31 protein-coding genes are annotated in these 22,701 nt (G+C 34.6%); 15 read left to right on the plus strand and 16 right to left on the minus strand.

Annotated features, from left to right (window positions below):
• Positions 1–46 precede the first annotated feature (46 nt).
• Positions 47–298 carry a UPF0147 family protein gene (locus PLI06_00505; protein HOI76079.1) on the plus strand — a complete coding sequence of 84 codons (252 nt, stop codon included), beginning with the start codon at positions 47–49 and terminating at the stop codon, positions 296–298.
• Here PLI06_00505 and PLI06_00510 read toward each other — a convergent pair.
• The 7 genes from PLI06_00510 to PLI06_00540 all read right to left on the minus strand — a co-directional run bounded on the left by PLI06_00510 (position 295) and on the right by PLI06_00540 (position 4,999).
• A complete protein-coding gene (locus tag PLI06_00510) occupies positions 295–942 on the minus strand; it encodes a Kae1-associated kinase Bud32 (GenBank protein ID HOI76080.1) in 648 nt (215 codons plus the stop codon). The two genes, PLI06_00505 and PLI06_00510, sit on opposite strands and share 4 nt — an antisense overlap.
• Positions 939–1,538, minus strand: coding sequence for an L-threonylcarbamoyladenylate synthase (locus PLI06_00515; GenBank protein HOI76081.1), 600 nt, complete (start codon positions 1,536–1,538; stop codon positions 939–941). The genes PLI06_00510 and PLI06_00515 overlap by 4 nt, the downstream gene beginning before the upstream one ends.
• Positions 1,529–2,500, minus strand: a complete 972-nt coding sequence (locus PLI06_00520; GenBank protein HOI76082.1) for a bifunctional N(6)-L-threonylcarbamoyladenine synthase/serine/threonine protein kinase — start codon at positions 2,498–2,500, stop codon at positions 1,529–1,531. The genes PLI06_00515 and PLI06_00520 overlap by 10 nt, the downstream gene beginning before the upstream one ends.
• 50 nt (positions 2,501–2,550) lie before the next feature.
• On the minus strand, positions 2,551–3,048 hold the full coding sequence (locus PLI06_00525) for a metal-dependent transcriptional regulator (protein HOI76083.1): 498 nt from the start codon (positions 3,046–3,048) through the stop codon (positions 2,551–2,553).
• 67 nt (positions 3,049–3,115) lie between these two features.
• Positions 3,116–3,601: a ribonuclease VapC gene (locus PLI06_00530; GenBank protein HOI76084.1), complete on the minus strand. Its 486-nt coding sequence runs from the start codon at positions 3,599–3,601 to the stop codon at positions 3,116–3,118.
• 5 nt (positions 3,602–3,606) lie between these two features.
• Positions 3,607–4,356 carry an NAD(+)/NADH kinase gene (locus PLI06_00535; protein ID HOI76085.1) on the minus strand — a complete coding sequence of 250 codons (750 nt, stop codon included), beginning with the start codon at positions 4,354–4,356 and terminating at the stop codon, positions 3,607–3,609.
• Between the two features lies 1 nt (position 4,357).
• On the minus strand, positions 4,358–4,999 hold the full coding sequence (locus tag PLI06_00540; GenBank protein HOI76086.1) for a helix-turn-helix domain-containing protein: 642 nt from the start codon (positions 4,997–4,999) through the stop codon (positions 4,358–4,360).
• 161 nt (positions 5,000–5,160) lie between these two features.
• On the opposite strand from PLI06_00540, the gene PLI06_00545 reads away from it, so the two are divergent.
• Positions 5,161–6,120, plus strand: coding sequence for a hypothetical protein (locus PLI06_00545; protein HOI76087.1), 960 nt, complete (start codon positions 5,161–5,163; stop codon positions 6,118–6,120).
• Between the two features lie 79 nt (positions 6,121–6,199).
• A complete protein-coding gene (locus tag PLI06_00550; GenBank protein HOI76088.1) occupies positions 6,200–7,219 on the plus strand; it encodes a hypothetical protein in 1,020 nt (339 codons plus the stop codon).
• A gap of 17 nt (positions 7,220–7,236) precedes the next feature.
• Here PLI06_00550 and PLI06_00555 read toward each other — a convergent pair whose 3' ends face one another.
• The 8 genes from PLI06_00555 to PLI06_00590 form a co-directional block, all read right to left on the minus strand.
• Positions 7,237–7,449: a TOBE domain-containing protein gene (locus PLI06_00555; protein ID HOI76089.1), complete on the minus strand. Its 213-nt coding sequence runs from the start codon at positions 7,447–7,449 to the stop codon at positions 7,237–7,239.
• 67 nt (positions 7,450–7,516) lie between these two features.
• Positions 7,517–8,281: an ABC transporter ATP-binding protein gene (locus tag PLI06_00560; GenBank protein ID HOI76090.1), complete on the minus strand. Its 765-nt coding sequence runs from the start codon at positions 8,279–8,281 to the stop codon at positions 7,517–7,519.
• Between the two features lie 14 nt (positions 8,282–8,295).
• Positions 8,296–9,345, minus strand: a complete 1,050-nt coding sequence (locus PLI06_00565; GenBank protein HOI76091.1) for an iron ABC transporter permease — start codon at positions 9,343–9,345, stop codon at positions 8,296–8,298.
• A complete protein-coding gene (locus tag PLI06_00570; protein ID HOI76092.1) occupies positions 9,346–10,218 on the minus strand; it encodes a DUF364 domain-containing protein in 873 nt (290 codons plus the stop codon).
• A gap of 36 nt (positions 10,219–10,254) precedes the next feature.
• Positions 10,255–11,409, minus strand: coding sequence for an ABC transporter substrate-binding protein (locus tag PLI06_00575; protein ID HOI76093.1), 1,155 nt, complete (start codon positions 11,407–11,409; stop codon positions 10,255–10,257).
• 118 nt (positions 11,410–11,527) lie between these two features.
• Positions 11,528–12,631: a putative sulfate/molybdate transporter gene (locus PLI06_00580; protein HOI76094.1), complete on the minus strand. Its 1,104-nt coding sequence runs from the start codon at positions 12,629–12,631 to the stop codon at positions 11,528–11,530.
• Between the two features lie 5 nt (positions 12,632–12,636).
• Positions 12,637–13,116 carry a tRNA (N6-threonylcarbamoyladenosine(37)-N6)-methyltransferase TrmO gene (gene tsaA / locus PLI06_00585; protein ID HOI76095.1) on the minus strand — a complete coding sequence of 160 codons (480 nt, stop codon included), beginning with the start codon at positions 13,114–13,116 and terminating at the stop codon, positions 12,637–12,639.
• 47 nt (positions 13,117–13,163) lie between these two features.
• Complete coding sequence (locus PLI06_00590) at positions 13,164–13,802, minus strand: tetratricopeptide repeat protein (GenBank protein ID HOI76096.1); 639 nt, start codon at positions 13,800–13,802, stop codon at positions 13,164–13,166.
• A gap of 115 nt (positions 13,803–13,917) precedes the next feature.
• Here PLI06_00590 and PLI06_00595 point away from each other — a divergent pair, with 115 nt between their 5' ends.
• From PLI06_00595 to PLI06_00645, 11 genes are all read left to right on the plus strand, one after another.
• Positions 13,918–14,133, plus strand: coding sequence for a ferredoxin (locus PLI06_00595; GenBank protein HOI76097.1), 216 nt, complete (start codon positions 13,918–13,920; stop codon positions 14,131–14,133).
• Positions 14,134–14,236: 103 nt separating this feature from the next.
• Complete coding sequence (wtpA, locus tag PLI06_00600) at positions 14,237–15,283, plus strand: tungstate ABC transporter substrate-binding protein WtpA (protein ID HOI76098.1); 1,047 nt, start codon at positions 14,237–14,239, stop codon at positions 15,281–15,283.
• Positions 15,283–16,086: an ABC transporter permease gene (locus tag PLI06_00605; protein HOI76099.1), complete on the plus strand. Its 804-nt coding sequence runs from the start codon at positions 15,283–15,285 to the stop codon at positions 16,084–16,086. The genes wtpA and PLI06_00605 overlap by 1 nt, the downstream gene beginning before the upstream one ends.
• 4 nt (positions 16,087–16,090) lie before the next feature.
• A complete protein-coding gene (locus tag PLI06_00610; protein ID HOI76100.1) occupies positions 16,091–17,146 on the plus strand; it encodes an ATP-binding cassette domain-containing protein in 1,056 nt (351 codons plus the stop codon).
• A 19-nt stretch (positions 17,147–17,165) separates the two neighbouring features.
• Positions 17,166–18,371 (plus strand): molybdopterin molybdotransferase MoeA, encoded by a 1,206-nt coding sequence (locus tag PLI06_00615; protein ID HOI76101.1) that lies wholly within the window; start codon positions 17,166–17,168, stop codon positions 18,369–18,371.
• A 1-nt stretch (position 18,372) separates the two neighbouring features.
• Positions 18,373–19,263 carry a GTP 3',8-cyclase MoaA gene (gene moaA, locus PLI06_00620; protein HOI76102.1) on the plus strand — a complete coding sequence of 297 codons (891 nt, stop codon included), beginning with the start codon at positions 18,373–18,375 and terminating at the stop codon, positions 19,261–19,263.
• Position 19,264: 1 nt separating this feature from the next.
• Positions 19,265–19,504, plus strand: coding sequence for a MoaD/ThiS family protein (locus PLI06_00625; GenBank protein HOI76103.1), 240 nt, complete (start codon positions 19,265–19,267; stop codon positions 19,502–19,504).
• Position 19,505: 1 nt separating this feature from the next.
• Positions 19,506–19,913 (plus strand): molybdenum cofactor biosynthesis protein MoaE, encoded by a 408-nt coding sequence (locus PLI06_00630; GenBank protein HOI76104.1) that lies wholly within the window; start codon positions 19,506–19,508, stop codon positions 19,911–19,913.
• Positions 19,914–19,915: 2 nt separating this feature from the next.
• Positions 19,916–20,371, plus strand: a complete 456-nt coding sequence (gene moaC / locus PLI06_00635; protein HOI76105.1) for a cyclic pyranopterin monophosphate synthase MoaC — start codon at positions 19,916–19,918, stop codon at positions 20,369–20,371.
• A 2-nt stretch (positions 20,372–20,373) separates the two neighbouring features.
• On the plus strand, positions 20,374–20,871 hold the full coding sequence (locus tag PLI06_00640; GenBank protein HOI76106.1) for a MogA/MoaB family molybdenum cofactor biosynthesis protein: 498 nt from the start codon (positions 20,374–20,376) through the stop codon (positions 20,869–20,871).
• Positions 20,872–22,065 (plus strand): molybdopterin molybdotransferase MoeA, encoded by a 1,194-nt coding sequence (locus PLI06_00645; GenBank protein ID HOI76107.1) that lies wholly within the window; start codon positions 20,872–20,874, stop codon positions 22,063–22,065.
• Between the two features lies 1 nt (position 22,066).
• Here the strand turns inward: PLI06_00645 and PLI06_00650 are convergent, their stop codons facing one another.
• On the minus strand, positions 22,067–22,309 hold the full coding sequence (locus PLI06_00650; protein HOI76108.1) for a hypothetical protein: 243 nt from the start codon (positions 22,307–22,309) through the stop codon (positions 22,067–22,069).
• Between the two features lie 211 nt (positions 22,310–22,520).
• On the opposite strand from PLI06_00650, the gene PLI06_00655 reads away from it, so the two are divergent.
• Entirely contained in the window at positions 22,521–22,667 is a 147-nt protein-coding gene (locus tag PLI06_00655; GenBank protein HOI76109.1) for a hypothetical protein, read from the plus strand.
• Positions 22,668–22,701 lie beyond the last annotated feature (34 nt).

The raw sequence follows: 22,701 nt of genomic DNA on the forward strand, positions 1-22,701 counted from the left end.
TTTAAAGCAATTTCATGTTCATGCGGTATATAGAAGAGGTGATATAATGCCTGAAGAAAATATTAAAGGTATAGTCGATTACTTAAACGAATTTGTTAACGAAGACAACAGTGTTCCTAGAAATATAAGAAGGGCTGCCAAGGAAGCTGCTGACAGATTACTCGATACTTCTGAATCTGCCCAATCAAGAGCCCATGCTGCAGTTGAGTTGTTGGACGAAATTTCAAACGACCCTAACATGCCAATGCACACGAGAACAATTCTCTGGGAAGTATTAAGCGAATTAGAAAAAATTTAGTCTCTTTTTCTATATCTTCCCCTCTTTTCTATTTGTTCAATTCTTTGGAGGATTTCGTCCTTCTTTTTGTTTCCAACCACATCCGAATACCCTTCAATTATTATTTTAAATAGCTCCTCTGAAATATCAAAATGAGTACTTTCTAAAGCCTGCCTTAATAGGTGTACATCTATTCCCTGTTTCTCAATTTCCTCGGATTCCTCTGATAATCCAAAGTCGATGAAATATACTTTGCCACCATTTAGTATCATATTTGATGTCGTGAGGTCGCCGTGGATTATCCCGGCTTTGTGCATAGAGCCAACTGATTTACCTATCTGGAACCCTATATCTTTATCGAGTCCTTTTGAAGAAAAATGCTCTTTTAATCGGATTCCATTAATATACTCCATTACAATACTTTTTTCTTTTAAGTCAACAAGGTATAGAGCTGGAGAGTATACTCCAGAGAATTTTGCTTTATTGATTATTTTTGCTTCTTTAACAGTTCTAAATCCTCTAATCATGTCGTCAATTTCATTAATCCTGTAATTTTTCTTTACCCTTTTTTTGATGACGACCTTCTCGTTATAAAAATCAAACCCGAAAACATCCTTGAAATCTTCAAGATAAAGGTCTGCTTCCGCCCCCTTTTTTAGAATCAAAGCTTGGCCCCCAGTAAATCCCTTATTTGCTTTTCTTTTACGTTGCCTACCCTTCCTATCGTGCCATCAACTAAATCAACTATAGTCGATGGAGGATTTTTATCAAGATCTCCACCGTCGATAAATAGGTCAATTTCTTCTAAGAATTTTTTGAGGCTAGATTTTACCTCTTCTATGGAGTAAGGAGATGGGTCCCCTGATCTATTTGCACTTGTTGAAATGATAGGTTTATCAGATAATTCGGACAACTTTTTAGAAATCTCATTTGAGGGTATTCTAAATGCCAGTTTTTCCTTGTTTACAATATCCGGTATGGCATTTCCTTTTTTCTTAAGAGCTACAGATATCCCAGGGAAAGCCTTGAACAGTTTAATTGCTCTTTCTTCTAAAAAAACATATTTTTCTATCATTTCAATTGAAGAAGCTATCACTGGAAGTGGTTTATCTTTCTCCCTGCCCTTTATTTTGAATATTTTTTCAATTGCCAGTGGATTTGTCGCATCGCATCCTATACCGTAACAGGTGTCAGTTGGGTATACTATCACGCCACCCTTCTTTATGATTTTTACAGCTTTTTCTAATTTATCTATACCCAATTCACTTCCACCTCGTCTGTTCTCCATTTTTGTTTTATTATCGTATCTTCAATCTCCATCCTCTTGCCATTTGAGTATTCCAGTAGCCCTTGATAGGCAATCATTGCCCCATTGTCCCGGCATAGAGCAGGGGGAGGAACAAAAAGTGTAGCGTCTCTTTCAACGCACATAGTGTTGCACATTTCTTTTAATCTTTTGGAAGATGCAACTCCGCCTGTTAGCAATAGTTCATTTTTTTCAGTATGTGACATTGCCCTTTCAGACGCTTCAACTACCAAGGAATATGCAGTTTCCATTAATGAGAAAGTAACATCTTCTTGATTGTTAGTTTTTAATTTTTTAATCGATTCTGTCAAAAGGCCTGAGAAAGAAAAATCCATGCCTTTTATTGTGTAGGGTAACTGTAGGTAATTGCACCCTTTGCTAGAAAGATCATCGATCTGTTTTCCACAGGGAAAACCTATCCCTAATTCCCTGCCAAAGGTATCCTGCATATTGCCTATTCCGACATCAAGAGTCTCGCCAAACACCCTATATTTGCCTTCCGCATACGCCAATATTTGAGTATTACCCCCTGAAACATAAAGAGTAACTGGGTCTTTTGCACCTGTAGCGAATCTGCCAATCTCTACATGAGCGACACAATGATTCACTCCTATTACGGGCACATTCAAATTAATCGAAAGTGACCTTGCAGCGCTGGCAACAATTCTAAGACATGGGCCAAGACCTGGCCCCATTGAAAAAGAGATTAAGTCAACTTGACCTTTTTTAATGCCTGCTTCAGATAAAGACTTCTCCATAACACTTCCTATTACACTGGCGTGGTGATCTGCAGCTTCTCTAGGATGAATTCCTCCATCTGAGCAATAAGAATCAGTAACATTTGAGAGTACACATTCTTCAGAAACTATCCCAATTCCAAGAGTATGTGCTGTGCCCTCTATCCCAAGAGATATCATGAATCTGGTAGTATTTCTCTTCTTAAATAGTTTATTTGTTAATCGAGAAATTACTTCATATTCTGGGTTGCCAAATCATAATAATACTCTTCATCAGAGATCTTGATAGGTTTCAACTTGCCGCTTGAGGAGAAATCTTTGAATTTTTTTGCCCAGATATCAAAGAATCCTTCGTGAGATAAGAACGCCATGAACTTAATAAGCTGCTCATTCGTTACCTTACTTAAATTGTGTTCCATATCACACGCATCTTTTTCAGCATCTTCTTCTGGCACAAGTATCATCGTGAAAAAATCAAGAAGAACTTTATGTTTTTTTAATGTAATCGTTGCTATTCTAGTTCCTTTTTCAGTTAAGACTGTGGGCCCATAATGCTCTCGTTTGATTAATCCTTTTTCTTCAAGTTTTTTTAGCATTTCAACTGTAGTTGCAGGTCTTACTCCTAACGCCTTAGCGACATCTTTTGTTCTTGCGAAACCTTTATTCTCTGTTATATTTAAAATTGCTTTAAGATAGTCTTGTTCGGTATTTGTAGTAGTGTTGACCATACTAACAATATTAAGTGTTCCTAAATATAAATTTAATGGTTATAGCATAATAATAAAACCCTATTAATTAATATGAATATTCAATGTTTTTTTTTATAGGTCGCCTTTTTATTATATTTCCGCAGTCTTGACAGATTTTTTTGTCTTTTGAGTGTATTTTTTTACATCCCATGCAATAATACTCCCAATGAATTATCTTTTTTATCCCAGCTTCCCTAATTGATTTGTATTTAACATTGATCATAGAAGAAACATTTTGTATCCCGTAGTCCTCGGATATAATCGTAGAATCTAACTCAAGCGCAAGCGCAATTAATTTAATATCCGTCAAAGATAGATTGTCTCCTGTTGTTTGAGACTTTCTAATTACTCCTTTTACTATTTCTGAATTAGGTTCCTTTATCTTAATCTTCCCAGAATTTAAAAAATAAGACAATCTTTCTTTAGATTGCTCGTCTTCAACTTCACCAATTACTTCATAGACAGTAAAATACTCATCCTCTCCTGGTAAAAATCCGCCTATAAATGCTGATGAGTCAAGGATGAACTTCACTAAATTCACTTCTTTACAAATCTAGCTTTAAGAAGACTTTTTTTTATCTCTATCTTATTCCCAGGTTTCATTGTGCCTTCTGGGAATCCGTCCGTAACAATGGTGCATGGCCTGTCCAATGCTGTAACAATCACGTTTTCATGATCTGGGTAGACTATCGGACTTGCTTTACGGTAAAGAGGGCAAATAGGAGTAATTCCAAATTCCTGAGAATTCGTTCTTATTATAGGCCCTCCGGCGGAAAAAGAGTATGCTGTGGAGCCTGTTGGTGTTGTAATAATCACTCCGTCGCCTGAGACAATGTACTCTTGCCCAGAAATCTCTACCTTGACTTGAGATACCCTTGTGGCAACTTCTGTGCGTATTACAATATCATTTAATGCTTCTACAGTCCTATTGCCTATCTTACAAGAAATCATAGAACGCTCTTCAATGGTATGATTTTCTAGTATATTGAGTATAGAATTAATTTCTTCGGGAAGTACTTCGTTTAAGTATCCGACTGTCCCCATATTTATACCCAACAACGGAGTATCCCGATACCTCCTAACAGACTTTAATATGGTTCCATCGCCACCAACAGATATCAATAAATCTATATCGCCAGATTTTTTAGAATAATTATTGTTAGGGAAGTGCTTGTTTAAAGTTTCATCAAAATAGACTTCATGTTTTACTTTCAAAATTTCTGATATTTCCCTAGCAATGTCTAATGCTTTTTGTTTGTCTGTTCTAGAGATAATGCCTACTCTCAAATCATCTACCCTTTAATCTTAATAATATTAATATTAATAACAGTGAAGCCAGACCGCCAATTATTATATAAATTAGAGGTGTAAGCGGGTTGCTTTTAGGTACTATTTCTGCAACTGGGGCTATTTTTTCATCTACGTGATCCATTTGTCTTATTTCATCACTGCCCCCTAAACCTTCAGACATCATTTGTGGTTGATTTGACTGAAACGATTGGAAAATACCGGGGGCGCTAAAACCTATACCAAGAATTACAACTAGGAACATGACTAACAAAGCTGTTGTAGCAGGGATATAAGATGTTTTGAGGCTAGTGGATAGGCTTCTTACAGTTTCTTCCTTCTGGGAAGGAACTATAAGGATCGCTGTCTTTTTAGGCCCGTAATATTTTATATCCTTGAATTTTCTTGAAAGTTTTGTATCAACTACGCCAATAATCCCAATTTCCATCAATCTTTCGATATGAAACATCACAGTGGGCATTGGAAGATCTAACATCTTAGCTAGGTCGCTAGCCGATTGTGGTGCAATAAAAAAAGCGTCTATTATGCGCCTTCCATTATCATTTGCCAGCTCCATGGCAACAATTTTTGCTTTTTCATCGTCTGTTGAGATGACATGCAGTACATCGTCTAAAGTTGCCATAAATACTTTATTTTATTATTTCTTTAAAAGGATATCTTAAAATTAAAGGCAAAAGATTTTTATATAGGCCTCAATCCTTAAGGCACCGGAGAGTGTAAATTACGCATAATAAATCAATAGTTTTTATATTATGTCTAATATTAGGATCATTAATAATCAGTATGCCTAGAGCAGATGCCGAAGGATTTGTATATTCTTTTGATATTGCACCAAAATCGGCAGATATGGCACCTTTTGGCAAAATCGAGATATTATCTGATGTGGATATATCAGACCAAGATACAGCTATTGATAATCAAATTTATTTATCAGAAGCCCCTCAAATCCTTGTATTTAATACTTCAATCCCTAAATCAATTATAACTCAGATTCAGCTAATGTACCAAGATGCTAATTCTAGCTGGAAAGAAGTTGAAATTATCTTTGATCCGGAAGTAGCAAATGCAAGATTTGCTCTTGAAACTGAAGGAAAGAAGAGTTTGGATGGATACCGTTTCATGTTAAATTATAAAATTAATACTTCTTCAATCTATACCCTTAAACCAAACACTCTATTGTCGTTTGAATATTTTTTAATAAATAAACTTGGCGAAAATGATATGGCAAGGATAAACTTGGCATTACCTAAAGGATTTGAGCCAATTAACAACACAAGCTGGAGAGTTGAAGATGAAAGATTTGTATATTCTGGAACAATTTCAAAGACATCGGGGAGCTTTTACACTATATTTAACACAGAAAATGATTATTCCGGTTCTTTAGAATCTCTAAAGCAGGAGATAGCAAATCTAAGGCAGGATAATGCGAAATTATCTGAAACAATTTCTGAACTACAAGAGAGTGTAGAGAGTTATAAAACAGAAAATCATAATCTTACACTAGAAATAGAGAATCTTAACGATAGACTTCTAAAAGCTGAAGAAGAAAGAAAAGTATCGGATAAGATTTCAAATAGCTTCTGGCAGTTCTCTTGGGGACTCACTATATTACTTCCAATACTACTGCTTTTCTTTGCTGAACTTAGGACAAAATCAGTAATAACTTCAACACAACTGTTGATAAGTTCAGTTGTTGGAACATTTGTAATTTTCTTGATATTGTATATATTATTCGTAACTTAGTATATTATAATCTATTAGGGAAAAATGAAAAGTAATTTAAAGATTTTTTATGCTATTGAATTAATAAGGAAGGGTTAATATGTCAAGAAAAATTAGAATTTATGCTTTATTATTCATACTAGGAGTATTTTTAATTAATCAATCTGAAGTTAAAGCTGAAAGTTTTCTTTATTCATTTAGCGTTACATCAGATGCAACAGATATAGATCCTTCTGTACAAATGAATATTTTGACGGATGTCAATATAGATCAACAGTACACATATCTAACCCATCAAATCATACTTTCAGATACACTTGGTAACCTAACTTTTGAGAACAATATTCCAAAAAATATGATAACTAACGTAGATCTAAGCTATAAAGACTCTAATTCATCATGGACCAAATTAAATGTTATTTTTGATGAAAGTTCAACTAACGCTAAATTTACAATAGACCCTGAAGGGAAAAAGGGACCCTCAGATTACCAATTCAATATAATCTATGTTATAAATACGCAATCCATTTTTAATCTCGCCCCAAATATCTTAAACTCTTTCGATTATGTTATTTCTTCAGAAATGGGACCAGATGACCTTGCTACAATTAAAATAACTCTCCCAGCTGGGCATAAACCATTTGACTCTACGGGATGGAGGCTTCAGGAGGGTAGATTCTTTTACTCGACATCACTAACGGGATTAGAAAAGAACTTCTATTCGGTATTCTATGAAGAAGAAGATTATGGCGGCTCTATTGATTCACTGAAAAATGAAATAACAAAACTGACTCAAGAAAATGCAAAATTGACAGAGAATATAATTGAAATGCAGAGATCTGTAGAAACTTACAGAGTCAAAAATGAAGAATTGAACTGGGACCTCAAAGACTTAAAGGATGAGCTTATTAAATCCAAAGAGGAACAGCAGAAATCAAATATGAACACAACGAACTTCAGATATCTCTCATGGGGATTGACTCTGTCGCTTCCAGGGATGCAATTTGTCTTAAATGAATTGAGGGAAAAGAACAAGATATCCCCAACACAGCTTCATTTGGGTTCAGTTATCGGAACGTTCATAGTCTTTACGGCACTATACGTATCATTATTTCTTTAAATTTTTTAATATATTATTTACTCATCTACTGCTATCATTACCTCAGTTGACTTAATTACTACCTTTACTTTTTGCCCTTCTTTTAATCCTAAGGATTCTATTGCATCCCGAGTAATCATAGAGGTAATTGTAGATGGTTTTGTAACCTCTACTTTAACTGTAGCAGCAACTTCTCCCTTTTTTATTTCTTTAATAACTCCTTCCATGCTATTTCTTGCGCTAATTTTCATTTTACCACAATATCAAATTAGCTTTTCAAGTATTTAAAGATATTTTAAAGCAAAGATAGAAAGAAAATCAAATAATAGGTATGCATATTTTTCTATTAATCCCATCTTTAATTGCTTTTATTTTTACATCTATCCCGTATACGTTTCTAAGATTTTCTTCATTTATAGTCGTGTCTGGCGAACCTAATCCAACAAGTTTTCCTTCTTTCATTAGCGCAACTTTTTGAGAGGAGATAAATGCATGGTCTGGGAAATGGGAGGACATTATGATACTAAGCCCTGTTTTTGCAAGATTATTGATTAATCTAAGTAGTCTTACTTGGTTACCTATATCCAAGTGAGAAGTTGGTTCATCGAGCAAAAGAATCTCAGGTTGCTGTGTTAATACTCTAGCTAAAAGAACTAATCTCTGTTCCCCTCCACTAAGTTCTGTGCAGGGCCTATCTGCAAGATGTGATATCCCTACAGTTTCCATTGATTCATAGACCAAATCAAAATCTTTATGGGAAGGAACGGAAAACAAACTTAAATGCGGAGCCCTGCCCATAACGATTAAATCTTTCACGGAATATGGAAAAGCTGAAAAATGTGACTGGGGGACATACCCAACTTTTCTTGCAATTTCTTCAGTAGAAAGATCAGATATATGTACCCCATCATATAAAATAGTTCCTTTATCCAAAGATAAAATTTTAGTAAGGCATTTTATCAATGTTGATTTTCCCGTACCATTAGGGCCCAAGAGGCACAAAACTTCACCTTTTTCTAAAGAGAAATCAATATCTTGAAATATGTAAGTGCCATCAATATAGCTAAAGCTACCTTTTTTCATTTGGAGTATTGATTTCAATAATTCCACCCCGATTTAGATTTTCTAATTAAATAAGCGAAAAAAGGTGCCCCTAAAATTGCGGTAAGTATTCCAATTGGAATTTCAGTTGAAATAACGGACCTTGCAATGTCATCTACGATGAGCAAATAAGAAGCCCCTAGGACTAATGAAACAGGTATAAGTTTTTTATGGTCAGGCCCAACTAATATCCTTCCAACATGAGGTATTACTAGGCCTACCCACCCTATAATCCCACTCATACATACACAAGCGGCCGTTATTATTGTTGCACTAGAGATAATAATAAATTTTAGTTGTTCTGTGTTTACACCCATTGAGCGAGCTTCTTCTTCACCCAAAGATAATACGTTAATCCTCCATCTTACTAAAATTAATATTGTAAGTCCGATTACTATAAAAGGCCCGAGGAATAATATATCTCTTCTAGAAACGGCATTAAAAGATCCCATCAACCAAAAAACAATTGCAGGTAATTTATTCAAAGGGTCCGCAACATATTTTATTAGAGAAGTTAGTGCAGAAAACAAGGCCGCTGTAACCATTCCCGATAACACAAGCATCAGCAAAGGTGTTGTTTTGTATATTTTACTAATTTTATATGTAAATGCAACTGCAATAATTCCTCCCACAAAAGCACTTATTTGTACCAAAACAAGTTTATTTAAAAGAAGTAAAGCTATTGCTGCGCCAAATCCAGCACCCGCTGAAACTCCTAGTATTTGAGGAGAAACTAATGGGTTCTTGAAAAGGCCTTGAAATGAAGCTCCGGAAACAGAAAGCCCGGCCCCAACAAGCATCGCTGCGATGGCTCGGGGAAGTCTAACCTCAAATATGACGCTCTCCATAGTTGGAAGCCAAGTTGGTTCTATGTAGATAATCTTTGAAAGGAAAATTTTTATAACAACTATAGGCGAGATGACATATCGCCCTACAAACATTGAAAACAGCAATATGACAAAAGGTAGTAATAGAAGAAAAATATTAATAGAATTTGAAAATAGATTTTTTCTAGAGATTTTGCCTTCTTTTATTTTTTCTGACATTTAAATCGACCTTGGGCTTATGCAATGTAAAGTTTGGCTTTCTTTTAAAGCAACTTCTAAAGAAGCGTCATTTATTGAATCATACTCAAATCTAGGAGTGTTTGTTATTTCATAAGCTCTCTGATAATTTAATCCATTCTCAAAGAGTACATCTGGAATTATTGATCCGCTTGGGCCATACAATCCCCTTATCCTAGCATTTTTAGAATAATCTATTACTTCATCAAAAGTTCCGTTGACTAGTGTTGATGCAGTTATCATAACTATATCTGATTTAGATAAAACTTTTTTATTATCTATTTCAGTATGAATGTAAATCTCCTTGGGCCCAAAATCAACATTTTCTCCAATAATAACAGATTCAAATCTTTCTCTTGGCCTCATTTCAGTTACATGAATCTCTTTGCATTTGCCTAGCAGTTTTCTCACAAACCCCCCATAGCCAACAATTGCAACGGTATCAGTTGGTTTTAGCATATCCATTATATCCCTACATTCGTTGAATCCTCTTTTTTTTATCTGATTAGATGATAAGAAAGGCTGTGATATACAGCTAATTGAGCCAACAGCTAGAGATCTTTCTTGGATATCATTAGAAGTAATGTAATCTGAAGCAAGGTCAAATAGATCTTTACCTATTAATTCCTTTATTGCATCAATTCTATCCCTAAGTTTTTGTTCACCATGCACTGCGTGAACCCCAGTGAAATTAATTACCATCCCGCATAGATTATTTGTTCCAAAGATTACATTCCACTCTTGTTTTAAAATTATTTTTTTTACTCTAGGTCTTTCAATCTTATTTTCTTGGTACAAATTATCTAAAATATCTAAAGTTTTAACTAAAATTTTCTCAGTTGAATGCGCACTCAAATTAACACCCCAAAAAATAAAAAAAATTAAATATTATTATTTATTCTGGTTACTGCCTTGTTGTCCGCCCTGTTGTTGCCCACCAGCATATCCACCGCTTAATCCGCCAACAGCAGCTGCATATTCACCAGCCAATATTTTATCGACTTGTTCTTCGCTCAATTCATATTCAAATATTTCACGGTAGAATTTTTTAATTTCTGTTCTGATGTTAACATCTTCAAATCGGTCAGGGTGTGCAATCTTAGCTAACCATAAGGGGTGTAAAACAGCTGACTCTGCAGAAGGTCTGTTCCAGATAAAAACAGCGCTTGGTAGTCTGTAGACTTTTTTATTTTGAATTGCAGAAATATTTGCCCATTTTGGATCGTTGTATAGATCTTCAGGTGTTCCGTAATCAATTACGACTATCTCTGGATTCCATGCTATCAACTGTTCCATTGAAATCTGGTCCAATCCTGCGTGTATTCCTTCTTTCTTACCTGCTGTAGATACATCACTTGCTGCATTTATACAACCGGCAGCTTCAATCCTCTCTTCCATGTAGGATCCGGTACCATATGTAACTAGGTGATTGCTATCAAATCCGTTAAATACAAGTACTCTTTCATTCTCGGGTAAATCTGCTAATCTTTCATCTAAAAATTTAAGAGTGTTGTCTAGATAGTCACAGAATTTCTTTGCCTTCTCTGGTCTTTCAAAAATTTCTCCCAAGAAAGTAACTTCCCTTTTTGTCTGGGCAAAGTTACCATCGGAACTAGCAAAAAATTGAACAACTGGTATTTTTGTATTTTTAGTTACTATTTCCCCATCTACATCTCCTGCAATGACAAATTGAGGATTCGAAGCCAATAACTCTTCAATATTTATGACTCCGTTTACGGTTCTTGGTGCAGGGAGTGTACTTATTCTTGGATCCATTGTTGAAAGTAAAGCTGATGTTTGATGTCCCTTAGATACTGCGCATAGTTTGTCTTCAACGCCCAATATATATGGAACTTGTCCGATTGGCCCACCGAAAATAGCAACTCTCTCAATATTTTTTGGGATAGTTACAGTTCTTCCGGCCATGTCAACTATATCTCTCGTATCTTCTGTCACTGTCTTTGTATCAGTACCTTGTCCGATACACCCAGCGAACATTGACAAAACTAAAAGAGAACATACAAAAAAAGGTATTATTTTTTTCAAGATATCACCGATATGAGTTCTAAATCATATCCTTATAAAAGTTATGATTATTTTGTAAAAACGTATAGTATATTAGGGGTATACCTGATAAGCAAAAGAAGTATAATATTAAAATATTTTATAAACTTAATTTTTTAATTAGATTAAACGTAATAATCCCCGCTGCAAATCCTATAGCCATATTTGATATTACAGAAACAACTGCCGTAAGAATCATTACAAATATCTCAGAATTAGATTTAATGTCTCTAGCCAACTTAGCAAGCTCATATGATACATAGAACAACATTGCCCCAACTATACTCATGGGAAACACAGTAAATAAATTTAGAATTGATTTTGACAAAAATAATCCTAGGCAAATTTCTACTGTTCCCTCTAAGATATTTGCCCCTCCAGTTCTTGCACCGAAAGTATACTGGCCAGCCAATCCTCCTGCTCCATGGCACATAGGAAACCCACCAAAAAATGGGACTATTGTATTAACAATTCCCATATTGAGCAATAACTTCCTCTCAGATACTACTGGTTTCTCTGGAAAATAATCCTTGATTAATGCAGTTACTGCTATAACAGCATTTGTCAAAGTAAGGGGAATTTGGGCTATCCCTACTAAAATCATGCCTTTGTAGATATCTTTGAGAGACACTGTAGTGATAGGTGGAAGTGTGAATCCTATATCAATTATGCCATTAAGTTGTCCTTTAAAAATTATTAAAGCAAATCCAAACAAAAACAAAAGTATTGCTGCCGGAAGTCGGGTATTTTTTCTAAAAACTAATATTATCAAAAGAGCCATAATTCCAATTAAAACATCAGTTCTAAAGAATTCAAATCCTGTTAAAAAAAGGGTAAATCCCAATGCGAGAGTAATCCCTCTGGTAACAGATTTAGGGGTATACTTCACTATTATTTGAATCAGATTTGTAAAATAAAGGAATAACCATACAATACCCAAACCAAATCCAGTTGAGTAAATAAGGGAAGGTGTCCACCCTTGGGCAATTGCAACTGTTGCAACAGTTTTTTTCGGTTGTAACGGCATAGGAAGTTTGTAAACTAATCCCAAAAAAATATTGACAATGCCCATCATGATAAGAAATCCTGCAGGATTAAGGCCATTTACAACAATATAACTTATAGCCAAAGGTAAAAGCGTTCCAAAGTCGCCCATTGATCCGGCGAGCTCTCTTAAGTTAAACTCAAATTCTCTTATTCTCATATTATCTAAAACGAAAATCTGTTATCGGATAGATATTCTTTTCTATCAATTTTATTAGAAAACCAACCATCTTTTACATTTTGTCTTTGATCAAAATCAGGCACATAAGGTTTAATGTCTAATACTGGCGTATTATCAATAATATCTATGTCTGACACATATACCATATTATTTTCTATTCTTTCAATGCTGAGAATTGATAGTCCTATATTATTCGGTCTTTTAGGCGCTCTAGTTGAAAATATTCCTCTTTCAACATCGTCAAGAAAAGGCTTTACTTTTAATGTAAATCCCTTAGAAAGATGAAAATGATATATCAAGAAAATATGCGAGAATCCGTCTAGATCTTTTAATCCACCGGAAAATTCAGGATATATTTCTATTATGCCTTTTTTGTTAGAAAACACAGATTGGATTGGGACGTTAATCTTCTCTTTAAATTCTGAATGAACAATTCCGATAGGAGAATAACAGATTTTTTTCATGAATGTATTTTTTAGATATTTTTTATAAGTATATTTGAAAATATAACTTAGAAATAGTCAGAGTGCTTTTTTAAGAAATTGTAAAGTTGCTTGTCTTCTTCTCTCTTATTGAGTATTGAATATATATTGTGAAGATTAATGTAAATATCCCCGATTTGAGGGTGATCCGGACCGTACTCATGTATTAAAATTTGAAGTGCTCTTGTGTATAGCTCCTCTGATTCACCGAACTTCTTCATTTGCTTTAAGAGATTGGCAAGTGAACACAATATAGAGATAATCTGAGAATTCTCTTTTCCGTAGTCTTCTTCTTTAATCCTTAATACCCTTTTGTAAAGCTGTTCTGCTTCCGAGTATTTCCCTTGTGACTGATAAACAAATGCAAGATTTTGTAAGACATTCAAAACAACGGTATCATTTTTAGAGAATATTCTCTCGAATATTGAAAGCGCTTTTTCATAAAAAGATTCTGCTTCAGGAAACTGTGCCTGATATTGGGATATCAATCCTAACAAAAACAGACTCATGCCAGAAGTTGAATGTGATGGACCATAAATATCAATAGCTTCATTCAGTGATTTTTTTGCCAGTCTTTTTGCTTCTGCGTATTTCTCCATCTTCAATTGCCTAATAGACGCGTTGTAAAATTCTTCCCACAGTGTGAAACTTCCACCTTCAATATTCATCAATTCACTATCCGTTAACTCTATATTTTATTATATTAGGCATCTATATAAATTTTATGGGATAGCCTAGAAAACCTTTTAAGCGTTATGTTTTATAAATCATATCGATGATTAAATGAAGATTTGTATTGCTGAAGGATGTACAAAATGCGGAGTTTGCTTCAAGCAATGTCCTGAAGTATTCGTTCCTGATTCTGACGGAAATGCAACTATTGCAGAAGAATTCCAGTTAGATAGTGAATTTGAAGGTGAAATTGGCGAAAATATGGCTCAATGTGCAAAATCTGCAGAGAATTCCTGTCCCGCAAACATAATTTCTATCGAAGAATAATTTAATATTCTTTAAGCTAAAAAGCGAATTATTACTCCAATTGAATAATAATTCGTAATATTTATAAAACGTTATCTTTATTTAATCATAACGAGGTGATAATTTGAATAAAAAGATTTATGGAGCTGCCCTTTTAGTAGTCCTTGTGTCTGCTCTTGTATTTGCAGGCTGTACAAGTCCAACAGGTAAAGATACACAAACTACAGGGCAAAAAACAGTTTTAAAAGTACTTATAGCTGGAAGTCTTGCTTCACCTATGGGAAAAATAGAGCAGAAGTTTGAAACAGACCATCCAAACGTTGATGTACAATTAGAGCCTGCTGGGAGCATAGAATGTGTTAAGAAAGTAACTGAACTTGGTGTTGAAGCCGATGTTCTTGCATCTGCAGACTATAGTTTGATACCTTCAATGATGGTTCCAAAATATGCAGACTGGTACGTACTATTCGCAAAAAATGAAATGGTTTTGACATATTCAGATAAAAGCAAGTATGCAAGTATTGTAAATGAAAATAACTGGTACAAGATCCTTGACAAACCAGATGTTGTATGGGCATTTTCAAATCCAAATCTAGATCCATGTGGATACAGAACACCAATGACAATACAATTAGCCGAACTAGCATACAATGATGATACAATTTTTGAAAAACTAATTTCTTCTAAGTCAAAGATAACAATAGCCGACGTGAATGGAACTTATGTAATAACAACTCCAGAAGATCTAGCTCCGGCTACAAACAAGTTAACTATAAGAAACAAATCAGTGGAACTAGTTTCAATGGTACAAGAAGGTGGAATTGATTACGCTTGGGAATACATTTCAGTTGCAGTACAAAATAATATGAAATATGTAAGATTACCTGCATCTATCAATCTAAGCGATGTAGCTTATGCAGACACTTACAAGAAAGTACAAGTTAAAACCATAGATGGAAAGACACAAAAGGCTAGTCCAATAGTATACGGTATTACAGTTCCTCTAAACGCACCAAATAAAGACCTTGCAAATGAATTCGTTAAATATGTTATTGATGAGAATGGACAACAAGTCTTTACTACTGATGGTCAGCCACCAGTAGTTCCAGCGCAATCAAATGGTAAATCAAAAGTACCACAAATATTACAACAATATGTGGCGGATAATTAATGGAAAAAAGAGTTAAACTTGAATTTAGAAGGAATCCTATTTCCTTCATTTTTTTCTTTATAGGATTCTTTATAATAATATTCGTAGTTGGAACACTTTTTAATATGCTATATAAACAACTAGTTGTTAGCCCGTCTAATTTTATCGCGATATTAAAAGATACTTATGTTCTAAAATCAATTGGATTGACATTATATGCATCTTTTCTTGCAACTATCTTGGCGGTATTACTTGGAATACCCCTTGCATATGCAATTGCAAGAAACCAATTTTATGGTAAAAATATAATCGAATCAATAATAGATATTCCAGTCATAATCCCCCATACAGTTGCAGGAATTGCCTTATTTTCTCTTCTATCCAGGAGAGGTACAGTAGGAACTATCTTTGGAAATCTTGGAATAGTATTTCAAGACTCATTATGGGGAATAGTTATTGCAATGTTTTTTGTAAGTTATCCCTTATTTGTAAATTCAGCAAAAGAGGGTTTCAAGAGTGTTAATCCAAATTATGAACGTGTTGCGAGAACTCTTGGGGCCTCCCAATTCAAATCATTTTATCAAATAGCACTTCCCCTTTCTTATCATCATCTAATTTCTGGTGCAATTATGAGCTGGGCAAGGGGGATAAGTGAGTTCGGAGCAGTTGTCGTAATTGCATATTACCCTATGATCGCTTCAACTATGATTTTCTATAGATTTAATACAGGTGGACTTAAGGAATCACAACCTATTGCAGTTCTTTTAATATTATTATGCTTCGTTGTATTTCTATTTTTAAGACTAATTTCTAGAAAAAAGTGATGATATGATAAAAGTTGAAAATTTAAGCAATAACTGGGGAGAATTTGAACTAAAAAATGTTTCACTAGAGGTTAAACAAGGCGAATACTTTGTCATATTAGGTCCAACTGGAGCAGGAAAAACATTATTACTTGAACTTATTGTGGGCTTATATATCCCCAATGAGGGGAAAATTTTGATAGACGAAAAAGATATTACCTATGACGTTCCAGAAAAAAGGAATCTTGGATTCTTATATCAAGATTATTCACTCTTTCCTCATTTTTCAGTTAAAAAAAATATTGAATATGGAATGAAGCTTAGAAATGCATCTAAAGAAGAAATTAATGAAAAAATGAAGGAACTAACAAAAATGTTTAAGATTCAAAATTTGATGCATAGAGATGTAACAACGTTAAGTGGGGGGGAACAGCAAAGAGTGGCTCTCGCTAGAGCTCTTGCCATTAACCCCAAGGTATTACTTCTTGACGAACCTTTCTCTGCATTAGACGAGAATACAAAAGCTAAACTAATATCCGATATGAAAGATCTACACAGGAAAGAAGGCATAACATTCATTCATGTTACCCACAGCCAAGAAGAAGCTATACTTCTTGCAGATAGAATCGGTATAATGATGAACGGAACTATAGTCCAAATTGGAACTCCCGATGATATTTTCTACAAGCCAATAACTAAAGAGATAGCCAGCTTTGTTAAAATCGAAAACATCTGGGAAGGCAAAGTAATAGAGAGAAAAGGCGATGAAATGACTATCGACTTAAAGGGTAAAAAAATCATTGCTTTGTCTGACCACTTTAAAGTTGGTGAGGAGGTTAGATTAATTATAAGACCAGAGGATATCCTGATAGGCAAGGGCAATACAAGTGCTAGAAACGAGTTCAAAGGAAAAGTTACCGATGTAATAAAACATGGATTTTACAACATAGTAAGAATCGACTGCGGATTTCAAGTTGAAGCTGCCGTCACAAAACAATCTATTGAGAATCTAAATATCAAAGAGGGCGCTGATATCAATATATTTTTTAAAGCTACTGCACTTCAGGTAATTAAGAGATAATTATTGATACAGTGATTTTGTGAAGTTCTTAAAACTTGATACTTATGAAGAGGCTATAAAAAAAATTGAAGGTAGCGTATCCTTTGAGTTAAAATCGGAGGAAATCCCCATCTCATCTTCTTTAAACAGAATTTTATCAGAGGATCTAATTTCACCAATTAATGTTCCCGGGTATCCCAAGTCTCAAATGGATGGATATGCAGTGAGGTCAGAAGATACCTTTGAAGCTAGTGAAACTTCTCCCGTAAAACTAAAATTAATTGAAAGTGTAAATGCAGGCAGCGCCCCTAGGTATCCTATAAAAAATAATACTTGTTCATATGTAGCAACTGGAGCGCCTGTCCCAGAAGGTGCAGATTCTGTTGTCATGATAGAAAATACGCAACTTCAAGGAAATTTTATCACGCTTAATAGAGGTGTTGCTCCAGGAGAAAATATAATGAAGTTGGGATATGACATAAAAAAGGGAAATCATATACTGCCCAAAAATACCCTTATTACCCCCAGGATAGTCGGATTGCTATCAGGCCTAGGTATTAAAAAGGTCAAAGTATATAAAAAATTAAAAATCGGAATCTTTTCAACAGGGAACGAAATTATAACCCCTTGGGAGGATCTAGAGTATGGAAAAACGTATGACGTTAATTCATTTTATATCTCTTCAAAATTAGAAAAATTAGGTTGCGATGCATATAATCTCGGTATTGCAAAAGATAGTAAAGAGGAGATTTTTTCAAAGTTAAATGAAGCAAAAAAATTCGATATGATAATTCTTTCTGCTGGGGCCTCAAAAGGTGAAAGGGATTTTGTAGAGGAAGCAATCAATAGTTTTGGTAGCTTAATAATTCATGGTATAAGCATAAAACCAGGAAAACCAACTTTAGTGGGTCTAAAAGATAACAAACTTATTTTTGGGCTTCCCGGACACCCTACATCTTCATTTGTGCTGTTCAACATCTTAGTATTACCTTTTATATATAAAATGGCTGGACTAGAGAAAAAAATTGAAATGAAGAAATTTATTTCAAGTGAAAGGATTTATTCCACAAGAGGTAGGAAGGATTTCCTGCCTATTGCCATCAAAGAGAATGAAGTTGCCTCAGTATTTCGAGGTAGCGGTGCAATATCAAGTTTTTTAAAAGCAGAAGGTATTGCCATAATTGACGAGAATACTGAATTCGTCGATAAAGGTGAGGAATTAGAAGTATTATTGTTGGAAGATTAAAATGTCTGAAATACCTGTAAAAGTACTTAGAGTTGCATTAACTCAACGTTGCAATTTAAACTGTATATACTGCCACCACGAAGGCGAATGCTCTCATTCAGATAACGGTAGAAAAGAAATAACGAAAGAAGATATTGAAGATCTCCTTAAAGTGTCAAAGGATTTGGGCATCAAAAAGGTTAGGTTTACTGGCGGAGAACCGCTCTTAAGGAAAGACATAGTTGAAATCGTTGAAATTGCATCAAAGTATATGGGAGATATATCAATTTCTACCAATGGAACTCTTTTGTCTGAAAAGGTATCAGATCTAAAAGAGGCGGGAATATCTAGATTCAATATTACTCTAAATACTATGAACAATGAAGTATACAAGAGCATAACGGGTAAGGATGCACTCAAAGATGTATTGGAAGGGATTGAAAAGACATACGAGGAAAAAATATTCCCAATTAAAGTCAACATGGTGGTAATGCAAAGGAATTATCGTGAAATAAAAGATATGATAAATTACACAAAAGAAGGGATGGTCCTCCAGTTAATTGAACTTATATCCGCAAAAGACGATCTTAATTCTGATTTTTACAAAGAGAACTATGCAAGCCTTTTACCAATAGAGGAGCACCTAGAATCCCATTCAATTAAAATAATCGAAAGAGAAAAGCAGCGCAGGAAAAAATACTTTGTTCCCCAAGAAATTGAAGTTGTAAGGTCAATGCATAACACCGTGTTCTGTAAAAATTGCACAAGTATCAGGTTAACAAGCGAAGGGGAAATCAAAAATTGTCTCTTCAGAAATGATAATCTAATAAAAGTAAAAGATTTTTCAGATCACGAAAAACTAAAAGATACTCTAATTAAATCCATTAAAACAAAAACTCCCTACTGGTGCTAAAATGAGGATATTAGTGAAGTATTTTGCATTTTTTAAAGAGAAGACGGGAGTTAATCAAGAATGCATTGAAATGGGCAATGGTAAAACTATAGCTGAACTTTTAAAAATAATTATTGAAAAATATAATCTACAAAATAAAGAGAATATTGTTTTATCACTAAATCAAGAATATGTTAAGGATGATGTTCCATTACAAGATGGCGATGAGGTGGCCCTAATGACACCTTCAAGCGGGGGGTAATATGATTAGACTTCAAAGAGAAGATTTCAGCGTTGATGAAGAATTAAAAAAAATAAAGAATGACAAGTGCGGAGCTTCAGTTATTTTTTTAGGATCAGTTAAATCAGAAATGGATGGAAAAAAAGTTATGAAAATGGAACTTGATGTTTACGCTGAAATGGCTGAGAAAAAATTAAGGGAAATTGAAACTGATGCAACGAAAAAATATGATATTATAGAAAGTTCAATTATCCACAGATATGGGGAACTGATTGTAGGAAACAATATAGTCTTAATAATAGTCAAATCAATCGATAGGACAAAATCATTTGAAGCTTGTAAATACATTCTTGAAAGGCTAAAAGAGGAAGTGCCGATATTTAAAAAAGAATATATGGAAGACAATGTATTTTGGCATGGAGGGATATAGTCATGTTTTCACATTTATCCGATAAAGGGGTAAAAATGGTGGATATAACATCGAAGGATGTAACAGTTAGGACAGCAGTTGCCGAGGGAAAAATAGAGCTAAAGAAAGAAACTATCCGGTTAATAAGAGAGAATAAGATAACTAAGGGAAGCGTCCTGACGACGGCGCAGATTGCAGCAATCCAAGCTGTGAAGAGAACGCCTGCCTTAATCCCGCTATGCCACGGGCTTCCTATAAATAAGGTTGATATCGATTTTGAGATCTATGAGGATTCTATAAAGGCTATATGTATGGTAAAGACTGAGTCCAAGACAGGAGTCGAGATGGAGGCACTTACCGGAGTTTCTGTGGCGCTTCTGACAATATGGGACATGGTGAAATCGAACGAAAAGGACACTTTGGGCCAGTACCCCTCGACTGAGGTATATGGCATAAGAGTTCTAAAAAAGGAGAAGTGAATATGTCATCTGAAAAACACAAAAGTACCGCCCCAAAGAGCCTGAATTACGGGATAATCACCATATCAGACTCCTGTTATAAAGGAGCGGCCGAGGACAAATCAGGTAATCACATAAAAGAGAAGTTATCCAAGAACAATATAGTGGTAAAGACTGCCATCGTTCCAGACGAGAAGGAGCTTATAGAAAAGGCTTTGTATGATATGCTCCCTGATGTTGATTGCATTGTTACAACAGGCGGGACGGGGATAACAAAAAGAGACATTACAATACAGACCCTAAGGCCGCATTTTAACAAAGAGATACCTGGTTTCGGCGAGATATTTAGGTACTTAAGCTTTAGGGAAATAAGTTACCCCGGAATTATATCTGGAGCCATCTGTGGCACAATTGATGAAAAAGTTATATTCTGCCTTCCTGGGAGCCTTAATGCGGTAAAACTTGGAACAGACATTATTCTTTCTGAAGCAGCGCATATGATAAAACATCTGAGGGACTAAATGAAAGAGTTCAAATCATTGCTATCCTACAACAAGGCGTTAGAACTAGTTAAAGCTCATTCAAAAGTCTTTGATTCTGAAATCATTGCCCTTAATGATTCTTTGGATAGGATAATCTCTGAGGATATATATTCGCCTTTTGATTCACCAGGTTTTGATAGATCTGCAATGGATGGCTATGCGATACAGGCTAAAGATACATTTTCAATATCTGAAGGCTCTCACGTTACTCTAGAAATAATTGATTCGATAACTGCTGGAAAAGTATCCCATAAAGTGGTAGCCGCGGGCACTGCAATAGAGATTATGACTGGGGCAATGATCCCAAAAGGTGCGGATTCTGTAGTAATGCAGGAGTTCACAGATAGAGAAAAAGATAAAGTTCACATTTACAAAAAAGTCTTCCCCTATCTTCATGTTTCTAGAAAAGGCGAGGACATAAGAAAAGGGGATCTTATATTAAAGAAAGGAACTATTATAGGCCCCGAACATCTTTCACTATTAAAATCACTTGGTATCGAAAAAATTGTTGTTAAGAAGCTTCCAAGGATCTCGATTATAGTAACAGGTGACGAATTAGTTGAAGACGCAAATGAAGTAGAAAGTGGAAAGATAATCGATTCAAATTCAATAATGTTGTCTTCACTATCGATAAGGGCTTTTTGTAAAGTAGTCCACAAATTTAGAGTACCCGACGATCAGGAAGAAATTTTAAAAGTTATTAATATCTCTAAGAAAGATTCAGACATTATATTAATTACAGGGGGTAGCTCATTCGGCAAAAAAGATTATCTTCCAAAAATTATAGAAAATATTGTATTTCACGGGGTAACAATTAAGCCAGGTAAACCAATAGGATTTTCTATTCAAGGCATCCCAATATTCATCATGTCAGGATACCCCGTAGCTTCCTTTGTCCAATTCTATCTCTTTGTAGTCCCTTATTTAGAAAATATCCTCAAAACAAAAATATTGAAATCAGTTGATTTAACATTCTCCGAGAATTATTCTTCTGAATTAGGGAGAGTCGAATTCGTAAGGTGTATCTTAAAAGACAGTGAGATTTATCCGGTAAGGCTTTCTGGTTCTGGGGTGATTTCTTCTATTTCTAGTTCTACTGGCTATGCACTAATCAATGAAAATACAGAAGGGGTAAATAAAGGAGAGAAGTGTAGATTTTACTACTATTTGTGATTCAGAGTTCTACAATTTTGTTTAGCTCTTCCTTAAACTGCTCAACTGACAAGGAGTGGCTCATCATTTGAAGCATAGTAGAAAGATTTGATAGTGTCATTAGGTAGTGTGACTTGGAATTTTCATCATCCTTAAATTCATTAAGCATATTTATTGATTCTTTTACAATAGTCTTACAATCTTCAAGATTATCGCACTTCATCAAGCCATCATAAACCATCTTTTCAAATTCACTTAGTCTCATTTCTTCACCTGATATACCTTTGATTTGGAAATATTAAATTAGTTATTAAGCCTATTGGATATATATTATTGAAAGCCAAAAATATATAAATATACAAGTAGTAACATATTATAATGACTGGGGAAAGAATTGATTAATTATAAAATCTTGATATGATCATAAAAATGTCTATTGTTTCCTTTCCCCTTAAGTTGTTAGTGGAGGTCATATTATGGCAGAAAATGATGTTAAAGCTATAAGAAAGGAAATAGAAAAAATAAAAAAGAGTATTGAAGAAGTTGAAAAAAGATTGAACAATCTCACGAAAATAAAGATAGGCGATGAAATTTATGACGGGCCTGTCTCAGAAGCTCCATAACTAATATTTTTTATTATTAATATTATGAAAACTT

The sequence above is a fragment of the Methanofastidiosum sp. genome (genome assembly GCA_035362715.1).
Lineage (GTDB): Archaea > Methanobacteriota_B > Thermococci > Methanofastidiosales > Methanofastidiosaceae > Methanofastidiosum.